The 12,706-nt window shown below is 61.6% G+C and carries 13 protein-coding genes; 7 read left to right on the top strand and 6 right to left on the bottom strand.

Annotation, left to right across the window (positions count from 1 at the left end; genetic code table 11):
- Positions 1 to 146 precede the first annotated feature (146 nt).
- Both ACNAOT_RS21565 and purB read right to left on the bottom strand, forming a co-directional pair.
- Entirely contained in the window at positions 147 to 809 is a 663-nt protein-coding gene (locus ACNAOT_RS21565; RefSeq protein WP_420179336.1) for a histidine phosphatase family protein, read from the bottom strand.
- Positions 810 to 958: 149 nt separating this feature from the next.
- Entirely contained in the window at positions 959 to 2,365 is a 1,407-nt protein-coding gene (gene purB, locus ACNAOT_RS21560; RefSeq protein ID WP_178993709.1) for an adenylosuccinate lyase, read from the bottom strand.
- 183 nt (positions 2,366 to 2,548) lie between these two features.
- Here purB and ACNAOT_RS21555 point away from each other — a divergent pair, with 183 nt between their 5' ends.
- Together ACNAOT_RS21555 and ACNAOT_RS21550 are read left to right on the top strand one after the other, a co-directional pair.
- Positions 2,549 to 2,845, top strand: coding sequence for a hypothetical protein (locus ACNAOT_RS21555; protein ID WP_256870589.1), 297 nt, complete (start codon positions 2,549 to 2,551; stop codon positions 2,843 to 2,845).
- Between the two features lie 95 nt (positions 2,846 to 2,940).
- Positions 2,941 to 4,197 (top strand): hypothetical protein, encoded by a 1,257-nt coding sequence (locus ACNAOT_RS21550; protein WP_420179333.1) that lies wholly within the window; start codon positions 2,941 to 2,943, stop codon positions 4,195 to 4,197.
- 27 nt (positions 4,198 to 4,224) lie between these two features.
- Here the strand turns inward: ACNAOT_RS21550 and ACNAOT_RS21545 are convergent, their stop codons facing one another.
- A complete protein-coding gene (locus ACNAOT_RS21545; RefSeq protein WP_017198820.1) occupies positions 4,225 to 4,653 on the bottom strand; it encodes a phage holin family protein in 429 nt (142 codons plus the stop codon).
- A gap of 72 nt (positions 4,654 to 4,725) precedes the next feature.
- Here ACNAOT_RS21545 and ACNAOT_RS21540 point away from each other — a divergent pair, with 72 nt between their 5' ends.
- From ACNAOT_RS21540 to ACNAOT_RS21520, 5 genes are all read left to right on the top strand, one after another.
- On the top strand, positions 4,726 to 5,844 hold the full coding sequence (locus ACNAOT_RS21540) for a histidinol-phosphate transaminase (protein WP_420179332.1): 1,119 nt from the start codon (positions 4,726 to 4,728) through the stop codon (positions 5,842 to 5,844).
- Positions 5,845 to 5,995: 151 nt separating this feature from the next.
- Positions 5,996 to 7,189, top strand: a complete 1,194-nt coding sequence (pdhA, locus tag ACNAOT_RS21535) for a pyruvate dehydrogenase (acetyl-transferring) E1 component subunit alpha (protein ID WP_178993703.1) — start codon at positions 5,996 to 5,998, stop codon at positions 7,187 to 7,189.
- A complete protein-coding gene (locus ACNAOT_RS21530) occupies positions 7,189 to 8,169 on the top strand; it encodes an alpha-ketoacid dehydrogenase subunit beta (protein ID WP_091463755.1) in 981 nt (326 codons plus the stop codon). Before pdhA ends, ACNAOT_RS21530 begins: the two co-directional genes overlap by 1 nt.
- 67 nt (positions 8,170 to 8,236) lie before the next feature.
- Positions 8,237 to 9,808, top strand: coding sequence for a dihydrolipoamide acetyltransferase family protein (locus tag ACNAOT_RS21525; RefSeq protein ID WP_420179331.1), 1,572 nt, complete (start codon positions 8,237 to 8,239; stop codon positions 9,806 to 9,808).
- Between the two features lie 79 nt (positions 9,809 to 9,887).
- A complete protein-coding gene (locus ACNAOT_RS21520) occupies positions 9,888 to 10,484 on the top strand; it encodes a phosphatase PAP2 family protein (protein ID WP_420181209.1) in 597 nt (198 codons plus the stop codon).
- 3 nt (positions 10,485 to 10,487) lie between these two features.
- On the opposite strand, the gene ACNAOT_RS21515 is transcribed toward ACNAOT_RS21520, so the two are convergent.
- The 3 genes from ACNAOT_RS21515 to ACNAOT_RS21505 form a co-directional block, all read right to left on the bottom strand.
- Positions 10,488 to 10,799, bottom strand: coding sequence for a hypothetical protein (locus ACNAOT_RS21515; RefSeq protein ID WP_420181208.1), 312 nt, complete (start codon positions 10,797 to 10,799; stop codon positions 10,488 to 10,490).
- 173 nt (positions 10,800 to 10,972) lie between these two features.
- Positions 10,973 to 11,401 (bottom strand): universal stress protein, encoded by a 429-nt coding sequence (locus tag ACNAOT_RS21510; RefSeq protein ID WP_178993701.1) that lies wholly within the window; start codon positions 11,399 to 11,401, stop codon positions 10,973 to 10,975.
- A complete protein-coding gene (locus ACNAOT_RS21505) occupies positions 11,398 to 12,705 on the bottom strand; it encodes a PLP-dependent aminotransferase family protein (RefSeq protein WP_420179330.1) in 1,308 nt (435 codons plus the stop codon). Before ACNAOT_RS21505 ends, ACNAOT_RS21510 begins: the two co-directional genes overlap by 4 nt.
- Between the last annotated feature and the right edge of the window lies 1 nt (position 12,706).

Below are 12,706 nucleotides of genomic sequence, written 5' to 3'. Positions count from 1 at the left end.
TCGGGAGAAATGCAGGCAGTTCTCCCGTTGTGAGGCCCGCTTTGCGCCCTCCGGAGTGGGTTTTGCGTGCAAAGCAGGCCCCGCAACGTACCGGAGCCCTGCAACATCCCTGAATCACACAACGTCGCTGAATGGGCCAAGCCGGATCAGGGCTGAAGTGCCTCGCCCGTGGGATCCTCGGCCGTTTGGTCTGCCAGCGCCATGCCTCCAACCGGGATCTGGTCCCAATGCAGTACGCGCCATCCGCCTTCGGGATCGCCCTCCAGGGCCACAATCCCGGTGTTGGGGAGTTGATGGGTTTCTGCGAACACCGTATCTATGTCCGTTGCCCTGCGTCCTGCCCAGCAGCGGATTGCGGCACCGTGGCTGACGATGGCCGCTGTGGAGTGTCCAGCTTGGGCAACTTTCCGTACTGAAGCATCAAACCTGGCGAAGAAGTCCTGGCCGCTGAATGCTCCGGGCATGCGCACATCCAAGTCGCCGTCTGTCCAAGCGAAGACTGTGCTCATGTAGCGGAGGTGGGATTCGTGGTCGGTTTTCTTCTCCAGAGCCCCTGCCTCAATTTCATGGACGCCGTCCAGAATTGTCGGCTCCAATCCGGTGGCCTTCGCCAAAGGCGCGACGGTCCGACGGGTGCGCAGCAACGTCGAGGTGTACAGGGCTTCGATGGCTTCGTCAGCCAAGGCCTCAGGCAGTGCGGCCGCTTGTCGTTCGCCGAGCTCTGTGAGCCCTGGCCCCGGGAATGCTGTGTCCAACTGGCCTGCGACGTTGCCGGGCGTCTGTCCGTGCCTGATCAACAGGAGCTTCATGCGTGCTCCGCTCCTTACGTTGGTAACTGTTCCGCGATTTGTGGTGAGGAAACACAATTTCGTTCACCAGCTTAAACGCCGACGGCGGACCGAGGCACTCAGCCCCGGCCCGCCGTCGTCGAGCATTCTGTCCTACCTGCAGGTAATCCTTACTGAAGGTGGTCCACCAGTTTGTCCGCGATGCCCGTGTACTTGCCCGGGGTCAGGGCGAGCAGACGCGCCTCGGCGTCGGGGGAGAGGCCAAGACCCTGAACGAATTCCTGCATGCGGGCGCCGTCCACGCGCTGGCCGCGGGTCAGGTCCTTGAGTCGTTCGTACGGGTTTTCCATACCTTCGACGCCGGCGATGGCTTCGGCGCGCATGACCATCTGGATTGCTTCGCCCAGTACTTCCCAGTTGGTGTTGAGGTCACCGGCGAGGACTTCCTCTGCGACGTCCAGGGCCTTCAGGCCCTTGGCTACGTTGGAGATCGCGAGCAGCGAGTGGCCGAAGGCAACGCCGATGTTCCGCTGCGAGGAGGAGTCCGTGAGGTCGCGCTGCCAACGCGAGGTGACCAGTGTGGCGCCCAAGGTGTCCAGGAGCCCGTTGGAAATTTCCAGGTTGGCTTCGGCGTTCTCGAAGCGGATCGGGTTGACCTTGTGCGGCATCGTGGAGGAACCCGTGGCCCCGGCGACCGGGATCTGGCGGAAGTAACCGATGGAGATGTAGCTCCAGATGTCCGTGCAGACGTTGTGCAGGATGCGGTTGAAGCGTGCGATGTCGGCGTAAAGCTCTGCCTGCCAGTCGTGGCTTTCGATCTGCGTGGTGAGCGGGTTCCAAGTGAGGCCCAGGCCTTCCACGAATGTCTTGGCGACAGCTTCCCAGTCAGCACTAGGAACGGAAGCGACGTGCGCGGCGTAGGTGCCGGTGGCGCCGTTGATCTTACCGAGGTATTCCGTCTTTGCAATGCGCGCCAGTTGGCGGTTCAAGCGGTGCGCTATGACAGCAAGTTCCTTGCCAAGCGTGGTGGGCGTTGCAGGCTGGCCGTGGGTGCGGGACAGCATGGGCACCGAGCGGTTTGCTTCGGCCATGGCTTCGATCTGCTTCACGAGGGCGGTGGCGTTGGGCAGCCATACGTTCTCCACGGCACCCTTGATACCCACAGCGTAGGAGAGGTTGTTGATGTCCTCGGAGGTGCACCCGAAATGCACCATGGCGGTGAGGTTCTCGATGCCAATGGCCGGCAGTCGGCGGCCGATGTAGTACTCAACAGCCTTGACGTCGTGGACGGTGACGGCTTCGATCTCGGCGAGTTCGTTGACAGAGGCGGCATCGAATTCATTAACGATGGCACGCAGCTGGGCCACTTGCTCGTCGGACAGCGGCCCCGCGCCGGGCAGTACGGACTGGCTGGTCAGGTGGATGAGCCATTCAACTTCGACGTGAACGCGATCGCGGTTAAGCGCAGCCTCGGACAAGTAGTCAACGAGGGGCGCGACGGCGGCGCGGTAGCGGCCATCAAGGGCGCCAAGGGCGAGAGGTTCGGAAGCGAGGGACACTCGGGTGGATTCAGCCATGTCGACTATTCTTTCATGCTCCGTGCATGGGTCGGGAGTCGATGACAAGCCTATGTGGACGGCTGATCGGGTTATCCACATAGCCGACGGCGGCACTTCCGTTGGGTTCGGCCGCTGCGTAGCGTCGACCCTACCGATCAGCAGAACAATCAACGGAGTACACAGACAATGAGCGTCGGCTTGATGCCTGCACCCAACCCGCCTACTTTTGATCCCTTGGAATGTGCTTCCCGAAGCCACGAAGTCCAAAGGCTCGCTTGGCGGATGCAAGCGTGCGTAGACCAAGTGGACCAGGTTCTCACGTCCCTGCGGAGAGCGCAGGTGGATGACTGGCTCTCTCCCGCGGGACGGGCCTACCGGACCACCCTTGCCCTGCATGCTTCAGCGCTGATGCGTGCGCGTGAGTCGGTGGAAGCTTCCGTTGCCATGGTGCTCCGACACTCTCAAAACGTCTCCGTCTCAGGCGAACGGGGTCCGTAATGGCAGATGCAGCTCCCGTCGGGGCTGGCACAGCACCACAGCCCTCTCGCCCAGCCAGTGACGGAATCCTCGCTATCAGGGGAGGCGTGGGCGGAATGTCCTTTCAGCTCGAGGAGCTCCTGAGGGGTGCGGGCAAGCTTGACGAACTGGTCCAGCAGCTCCTGGACATCGAAGAAGAAGCGCGTCAGGTTCAAGACTGCCTGGAACCCTTTCTCTACGATTCCTATGACACTGGCTGTAACGCCCTCAACGCTGTGGCCGAGAGCCGGAAGGAAGTGGGAAAGGTTCGCCAGGAATTGGTGGAGATCAGTGGAAGTGTGCGGGCCAGCCACAGGGACTATGTGGAAGCGGAGGCCAAGAACGCCAGGCCGCGACTCCCGGCCTTTGACGAGATGAAATTGGCCTGGCCGCCGACGCGGGACACGAGTAATTACCTGGCAGGTGCAGTTTTTCCTTATTGGACGAGTTCAGGGGGCGTCGCTCGCGGCGTCCTTGAATCGCCTCTCCGTCCGGACCTGCGGCCAAGACCCGTGAGTGTTGAAAGAGTGGACGAATCGGTGGCGGACGTGGATCCGTCCATGGCGGAAAGCCTCCGTCGTCTCGAGAGGCTCCACGCCCGCAACAGCGGAGAAATTGAAGTGATCCGCTTTGACAACAACGGCTCTGCTTCATGGATGGTGCTGATCCCTGGAACCCAGCCTGATTCACCCCCTACCAATCCTTTCGACATTCAAGGAATAGGTGAAGCACTGGGCTACGACTCCGAAGAAGTTGTCCCGGCTGTTGGCGCGGCACTGCGTGAAGCCGGGGCTGAAGCGGGCGATCAAGTGGTGGCAGTGGGACACAGTCAGGGAGGTGTTCACGCCATGAACCTCAGCCGGGACAAGGCGTTTCTCAGCGAATTCGATCTCAAGTATGTGCTGACGGCCGGGGCACCTGTCGGCGGCATCACCGCTGAGCCCGGCATCAGTTCACTCCATTTGGAGCAGGTCCAAGACTGGGTTCCAGGAGCAGACGGCCGGGTCAACGCCGATACTAAGGACAGGGTGACGGTCACGCTGACCAATGAAGTCAAGACACCCGAAGGGGAAAATCCCGGCATCGGTCCTGGGCACGATCAGGAAAACTACGCTGCCGGAGCGGAACTCGTTGAGGCAAGCCGTGACGAGTCACTAGCGGCATCTACTGCCGCGTTTGCTGGTGTTATCGGGGCTGGCGGGGCTGGCGGGGCTGGCGGGGTGGCCAAGGTGACGCGGTTCAAGCTGGAAAGAGCTCCGATCCCGGTTCTCCGTCCCGCAACGCCAGCCACTTCCGGATACGAGGGCTGGAGCCGGAACAAGGTAAAGCCCTAAGAAGGAGGCGACGAGTACCAGGAGATGCTAGCGCTTCCTGGCCCCTGGAATTAGGCCCGCCACCATGGAGATGATGCTGATGATGATCGAGGCCAGGATTGCCGTCCAGAAGAAGGAATCGATAGTGAGGTGCACGGGCGTGAAGGTGCTCAGCCATGCCGTCAGGTACAGCATCGCTGCGTTGATCACGATGGTGAACAAGCCAAGCGTCAGGATGGTCACAGGGAGGGACAATAGCCTGACCAGCGGACGGACAAAGGCGTTCACCACTCCAAAGATCAGGCCGATGAACAGATACGCCAGAATGATGCCGGCGGTGTCTGCCCCCTGCGTAAGCCCGGCGTTGGCTGCGGCCGACTCTGTGGCACTTGTGGAGATGTCCATGCCTTGCAGGAGCCAGGTTGCAACCCACAGGGCAAGCCCGTTGATCAGGACACGAATGATGAAGGAACCCATGGGCCCATGCTTTCACACACGCCTGTTAAAGAGCTCGGCGTCCGCCGTGGATGGGCAAGTAGGCTTGAAGCCATGACTACTACTGACAACGTACCGGAGGGCGTACTCCCTCGTCCGGTCGTAGACAGGCTCCCCAAGTATGCGGCTGGAAAACCCCCTGCTGCGATTGAGGGCCTCACCAGCTACAAATTGTCGTCCAACGAAAACCCTCTGCCTCCGATTCCTGCAGTGTTGCAGGCAATTGCGGACCAGACCGACATCAATCGATACCCGGACCCCCTGGCCACGAAGCTACGGAACGCTTTGGCCGGCTTCCTGGATGTTCCCGCTGACGATGTCGTCACCGGCGCCGGGAGCCTTGGGGCGCTGAACCAGATTTTGGCCACGTTTGCCGGCCAGAATGAGGACGGCAAGCAGGACGAAGTGATCTACGCCTGGCGGTCCTTTGAGGCCTACCCCATCTGCGTGGGCCTCGCAGGGGCAGCCAGTGTGCAAATCCCCCTGTTGTCGGACGGGCGCCACGACCTCGAGACCATGGCTGCCGCAGTCACCGTACGCACCAAAGTGATTCTCCTGTGCACGCCCAATAATCCCACCGGACCGATCCTCACGGCTGAGGAAACGGAGCAGTTCATCCAAGCCGTGCCGCCCAATGTTGTGGTGGTCATCGATGAGGCCTACCAGGAATTTGTACGGGACGCGGAGGCCGTGGACGGCATTAAGCTCTACCGCAAATACCCCAATGTGGTTGTGTTGAGGACCTTCTCCAAGGCGCACGGCCTGGCTGGCCTGCGTGTTGGCTACAGTGTCTCCGGCCCTTTGCTTACACAGCACCTCCGGGTCACGGCCACTCCTTTTGCCGTTTCCCAAATTGCAGAACGTGCCGCCGTTACTTCACTCGAGAATTTCGATCAGGTTGTGGAAAGGGTACAAAGCCTGGTGGACGAACGGGATCGCGTGACGGCTGGCCTGAGGGAACTGGGCTGGTTCGTTCCCGAGGCTCAAGGCAACTTCGTCTGGTTGAATCTCGGGGAGCATAGCGGGGAGTTTGCTGCCATGGCGGCAGGACAGGCCTTGTCTGTTCGTGCCTTTGGAAATGAAGGTGTTCGGGTCAGCATCGGCGAGGTGGAAGCCAACACCCGGTTCTTGGATCTCTGTGCAGGTTATACAAAGGCTCCGCAAGGTTCCTAGCGGTTAACAAATGCGCCATCGCTACTTACTGCCGATAAAGTAAGGGACGAAAGCCAAAATATATGCCTGTTCCGGAATGCATTCCGGAACAGGCATATATCCCAGCGACAGACATTGCCCGGCGCCTCGCCACGGCAAGCAAGGAGACGGAATGGGCTCGACACAACTGCCCCACGGGACGGAAGAAAGTCTCGCGGCAACCACCGCGGCAGCAGCCGCACCAGGCGAACCAGTGGAAATGGTGCAGTTGCTCGGGCCCGACGGCAAACTGGGCTCCGATCCCGTCTTCTCGGACTACGCCAAGCGGATCGATCCGGAGAAGCTCCGTGTTTTCTACACGGATATGGCGAGGATCCGTCGCTTTGACCAGGAGGCCACCGCGCTGCAGCGCCAAGGCGAGCTTGCCTTGTGGGTGCCGCTGACTGGCCAGGAGGCCGCGCAGATTGGTTCGGGCCACGCAAGCCAGGCCCAGGACTACATCTTCCCCACCTACCGTGAACACGGCGTCGCGCTGGTCCGCAATGTAGACCTCGCCGAGCTGCTCAAGCAATTCCGCGGTGTGTCCAACGGTGGCTGGGATCCGCGGGAGAACAACTTCCACCTCTATACATTGGTGCTCGCAGCCCAGACGCTTCACGCTGTTGGCTACGCCATGGGCATCCAAAGGGACCAGAAGCTCGCCTCGGCCTCAGACTCCACAGACCCCAAGGCTGCAGTCATCGCTTACTTCGGTGACGGCGCCAGCTCCGAAGGCGACGTCCACGAGTCGATGGTCTTTGCGGCGTCGTACAACGCCCCGGTTGTTTTCTTCTGCCAGAACAACCACTGGGCCATTTCCGTGCCTACTGAAGTCCAGACGAAGGTTCCGCTGGCGAACCGCGCCAAGGGCTATGGCTTTCCGGGCATCCGGGTGGACGGCAACGACGTCATCGCCGTCCATGCCGTTACTGAGTGGGCACTCGAACATGCCCGGGAGGGCCGCGGCCCTGTGCTCATCGAGGCGTACACGTACCGGGTGGGCGCACACACCACTGCGGACGACCCCACCAAGTACCGGGAATCCGCCGAAGAAGCTGCCTGGCGGGAGAAAGATCCACTGGACCGCCTGGAGAAGTACCTGCGCGCGGAGGGTTTGGCGGATGAAGCGTTCTTCGACCAGGTCAAGGCCGACGGCGATGAGCTCGCCAAGTACGTCCGCAGCACAACACATGGCCTTGAGGTCCCGGATATCCGTGAAGCCTTCGCCAGTGTCTACGCCGAACAACACCCGCTGATCGCGGAGGAACTGGCCTGGTTCGAGGAATACTCTGCCGGCTTCGAGAGCGACCAGGAGGCAGCTAACTGATGGCAACAATGACCATTGCGAAGGCCATCAACGAGGGTCTGCGGGCATCGCTGACAAACAACCCCAAGTCCTTGCTGATGGGTGAGGACATCGGACATCTGGGCGGTGTTTACCGCGTCACGGATGGCCTCATCAAGGAATTCGGCGACGAACGCGTCGTGGACACCCCCTTGGCTGAATCCGGCATCATCGGAACCGCCATAGGCCTGGCGCTTCGCGGATACTCACCAGTGTGCGAAATCCAGTTCGACGGCTTTGTTTACCCTGCCTTCAACCAGATCACCACCCAGCTGGCCAAGATCCACTCCCGCAGCCTCGGCAAGCTGACCGTTCCGGTGGTCATCCGCATCCCGTACGGCGGCGGCATTGGCTCCATCGAGCATCACTCAGAGTCGCCCGAAGCGCTGTTCGCCCATACCGCGGGCTTGCGCATCATTTCCCCTTCCAACGCCCATGACGCCTATTGGATGATCCAAAAGGCCATCGAATGCCAGGACCCCGTCATCTTCTTCGAACCCAAGCGCCGTTACTGGCTCAAGGGTGAGGTCGACGTCGAGAATGCAGGTCTTTCCGAGGACCCCTTCAAAGCACACGTTGTCCGTGAAGGAACGGACGCGACCATCGTGGCCTATGGCCCGCTGGTGCCGGTTGCGCTGGCGGCCGCCAACGCCGCCACTGAGGACGGACGGAGCATTGAAGTCATTGACCTCCGTTCCATCTCGCCTTTGGACTTTGACACCGTGGAAGCATCGGTCAAGAAGACGGGCCGCCTGATCGTAGCCCACGAAGCCCCTACTTTTGGTGGTATCGGCGGCGAGATCGCCGCGCGCATCAGCGAGCGGGCATTCCTGCACTTGGAGGCGCCCGTCATTCGAGTTGGCGGGTTCCATATGCCCTACCCGGTGGCCAAGGTGGAAGAGGACTACTTGCCGGACATCGACAAGATCCTTGAGGCGCTCGACCGCTCCTTGTCCTACTAAACCGTCCTACCAACCGCCCTGATCCAGCCCGGCTTCGCTGCCGGGTGACCGGAAATCGAGGACCACTGTGACTGTAAAGAAATTCAACCTGCCGGACGTTGGCGAAGGCCTGACCGAGGCCGAGGTAGTGGCTTGGAAGGTTAAGCCAGGTGACGTCGTCGCCATTAACGACGTCTTATGCGAGATCGAGACCGCCAAGTCCCTCGTCGAACTCCCTTCTCCTTTTGCGGGTACTGTCACGGAGCTGCTGGTTGAGGAAGGCATCACGGTTGAAGTCGGCACGGCGATCATCGCTGTTTCGGAAGGCCAGGAGGGTGAAGCTGCGCTGGTGACGCCTGCTGCGCCCAAGGCACGCGCCGTCGAGATGCCCCTGTATGGCAAGCTACCCGCCGACGATGACACCGACGACAACCGTCCGGCTGGCGGTCCGCTGGTCGGTTCAGGACCCAAGGCCGACGCCGTGAAGCGTCGGGCGCGCAAACGTCCGGCCGGGGCAGTGGTTGAGGCAGCCACGGTCGCCGAGAGTGCCGAAGGTACTGTCCAGGACCACCAAGCAGCGGTGGAAGCCAAAGCAGCCGAATCGCCGGTTTCACACCGCACGACGGCGGGCCCCGCCGTCGTCGCACCCCTCACCTTTGCGACTGCCACCCCAGCGCAGTCCGTCGCGCCTCAACCCCAGGCGCCGCAAGCGGCGGCCTCCCGCGGTGCGGCGATCAGCGGAACCATCAGTGGCTTGGTCAACAAGGTCCTGGCAAAGCCTCCGGTCCGCAAGTTTGCCCGGGACCTCGGCATCGATCTCGCTGACGTCGTGGGTACCGGTGAGCGCGGTGAAGTGACTCGCGAGGACCTGGTGAGCTACCAAGCCCAGCGCGACGCCGAGCATGACCAAGCAGATAGTTTCTGGGGTGCCTCGAAGAAACCGCAGGATCAGCGCGTGGAACGGATGCCCGTCAAGGGCGTTCGCAAGGCGACCGCCAAGGCCATGGTTGATTCAGCTTTCTCGGCTCCCCACGTCAGCATTTTCGTGGACGTGGATGCCAGCCGCACCATGGAGTTCGTAAAGCGGCTGAAGGTCTCCCGCGACTTTGAAGGCATCAAGGTGTCCCCGCTGCTCATCCTTGCCAAGGCAGTGATCTGGGCTGCTGCCCGGAACCCCAGCGTCAACGCAACGTGGGTGGAGAACGCTGACGGTAAGGGTGGCGCGGAGATCCTGGTGAAGCACTACATGAACCTTGGCATCGCCGCCGCAACCCCGCGCGGACTCATGGTGCCCAACATCAAGGACGCCCAGGACCTTTCCCTCAAGGAACTGGCCCTTGCGCTTAATGAGTTGGCAACCAAAGCCCGGGCAGGGAAGACGCAGCCGGCTGAGATGCAGGGTGGAAGCCTGACCATCACCAACATCGGCGCGCTTGGCATTGATACCGGAACCCCTATCATCAACCCGGGTGAAGTAGCCATCATTGCCTTCGGAACCATCAAGCAGAAGCCGTGGGTGCTGGACGGCGAAGTCATCCCGCGCTGGATTACGACACTCGGTGGTTCTTTCGACCACCGCGTGGTTGACGGGGATTTGTCCGCACGCTTCATGGCGGACGTCGCATCAATTCTCGAAGAACCGGCGCTGCTGCTTGACTGACGAGCAAGCCGACCCACCACGCGCTGGCCGTAACACGGAGACCATAACTGAGGAGCCGGGCCATGTGCCCCCTCAGTTGTTGACGGGGCCATGGCGCACGGTTGCCCGGGTGCTGACGGAAGTATTCCAACCACCGGTTGTTGTTCTTGCCCTCCTGCTGATCAGCCCTGCCATTGAACCAGGGTTCCCGGGAACCATGTGGTTTGGGCTGCTCGCGGCGATGTTCGTCTGCGTCCTGCCGCTGGCCTACGTGCTGGTGATGGTGAAGCTGGGCAGGATCACGGATCACCATGTCAGCGATCGGCGCCAGCGGCCCGTTTTGCTTCTGATGACGTTGGCGTCAGTGCTGGTTGGCCTGCTCGTCCTGCATCTGCTCAGTGGTCCGGTGAGTGTCACGGTGATGGTCATTGCGCTCATCGGAGGCATTGGAGTTCTGGCCGTAGTCAGTGCCTTCTGGAAAATGAGCGGGCATGCATCGGCTCTTGCCGCGGCCGTCGTTATCTCCGTGATGATGTTCGGGCCGGAGTGGCTTCCCCTGCTGCTCCTCGTGCCGGCGGTTGGCTGGTCACGATTGGTATTGCGCGCCCACACCCTTCCTCAGGTTATTGCAGGCTCATTATTTGGAGGCATTGTCATAGCCGGCCTGTGGTGGCTGCTGCGGGAGTGGATGCTCTAGCAGCTAGAACGCCGGGTAACTGACCAGCAGCGCCTGCAGTTCCGTCGTCGACATGTGGTTTGCCATCTCCACACTGATGCCCATCGCGACGGCGGCCACGGTGACCATGGCAACACATGCCACGGAAAGGAAGCGCCAATCCTTGCGGAAGACGCTGCCCAACGTCTCGGGCATCTCCAGGCTGGGGGTGATCATGTTGGGGGCGCTGTCCCAGGAGCCGTCGTCGAGCATGGCGATGACGCGGTCGTTGGTTCGGTCGTAGCGCATGGTGCTGATGTGGTTGCCGTGGCGGGCAAGAAGAATATCGTGTCCCACGCGCTGGCGCGGCTGCAAAGTAAGCACGTAAATGATCCCCTGAAGTCAGTAAGTGGAGGTGGCGCGCGCCATTGCGGGCATCTCAATTTTATAACGATGACTTCAGGCAGCCGGCCCAAAAGACGCCAAACGCCGGGTGAGGCTCCCCACCCGGCGGCGTGATCCAGCTCGCGTTAGGGCTGGTCGGTCTTGGCGATGTAGACGTCGCAGGGCGCGGTGTGCGCTACGGTGTTGGCCACGCTTCCAAGAACGCGACCCAAGCCCTGCATGCGACGGTTGCCCACCACGATCAAGCGGGCATCCTGCACCTCAGCCTCCTTGACCAAGGCTTCACCCGGTTTGCCGCGCGCAGCGGAGTAGGTAACCTCGAGCCGGTCATCCATCAGGCGCTCCGCCACAGCGCGAGCCACAGCTTCAGCTTCCGCGGCGTCGGAGACGATCCACTTGTCGGTGCCTATCTCAACCACCTCTGTCCGGTTGCTGTCGAAGGCACTGACCACGCGAAGGCTGGCTCCGAGGCCGATCGCCAACTGCTGGGCGGCCTGGGCTGCCCTCATAGCAGTCTCGCTGCCGTCTACTCCGACGATCACAACTCCGGTCATTGTGGTGCTCCTTCATTGGTAGCTTCAATGGCATCCGCCAGGACAGGGGCCAAGCGGCGGACACCTTCGGCTATCGTATCCGGCGGTACGGCGCTGAAAGCGAGACGGAGCTTGTTGGAAGGTCCGTCAGCCGGGGAGAAGGCCGCACCCGGGATGAAGACGACCCCCGCGTCGATCGCCTTCCCGAGCAGGGGATAGGTATCCACGCCTTCGGGCAGCGTGACCCACACGAAGAAGCCGCCGTCCGGGCGTGTCCAGGTGAGGCCGGCCGGCATGTACTCATCGAGTGCGGACAACAGGGCCCGGCAGCGTTCCGCGTAGAGCGCCCGGTAGGTTTCGATCTGCCCTTCCCAATCGTACTCACGGAGGTATGCCGAGACGAGCATTTGATTCAGGGGAGGCGGGCAGAGTGTCACTGCCTCGGAGGCCAGGTAGAAACGACGCTGCAAGTGCGCGGGAACCAGGGCCCAGCCGATGCGCAGTCCGGGGGCAAAGATTTTCGAGAACGAGCCCAGATAAATGACGTCATCCGGGTTGGCGGCTCGCATCGGGGCGATCGGGTGGCCATCGAACCGCAGGAGTCCGTAGGGATTGTCCTCGAGGACAATAATATTCGCGCTACGGCATATATCGACGATATGCTGCCTGCGTTCCGCGGCCAGCGTGATGCCTGAGGGGTTGTTGAAGTTGGGGATCGTGTAGAGGAACTTGATGTTCTTGCCCTCTGCCTTAAGTGCCGCGATCCTGGCCTCAAGAAGCTCGGGTACCAACCCGTCGTCGTCCATTTCGATGGGTTCCACCTGGACTTGGTACGCCTCAAATGTGTTCAGGGCGCCCACGTAGGTGGGGTTCTCCACCAGGACAACGTCGCCCGGGTTGCAGAAGACCTTGGTGGCAACATCCTGCGCGGACTGCGATCCCGCAGTGATCACGATGTTCTCCGGGGCGGCGTCCTCGATTCCCTCGGCGGCCATGATGGTGCAGATCTGCGCGCGGAGTTCTTCCGTGCCTTGGCCGCCGCCGTACTGCAGGGCGGTCATACCCTCTTCGGCGATGATGCGGGCCGCGGTTTGGCCCAGCTTCTCCAGGGGTAGCGACTGCAGGTACGGGTTGCCGCCGGCAAGGGAGACAAGGCCTGGCTGCATCGAGATGTCGAAGACGTCCCGGACGGCGGACTGTTTGATATTGGCGGCCCGCGCGGAGAACAATTCCTCGTGCGGGTGAGCGGCCGTGGCGGCCCGCTCAATGGCGTCGATGGCTTCAGCGGGCAACGTTGCGCCGGCATCCAATGTTTCGTGGGTCACA

The sequence above is a fragment of the Paenarthrobacter sp. TA1.8 genome, from assembly GCF_048595705.1.
GTDB classification, from domain to species: Bacteria; Actinomycetota; Actinomycetes; order Actinomycetales; family Micrococcaceae; genus Arthrobacter; species Arthrobacter nitroguajacolicus.
Note: the sequence above shows the minus strand (reverse complement) of the source record. Positions and strands in the feature narration are given on the sequence as shown.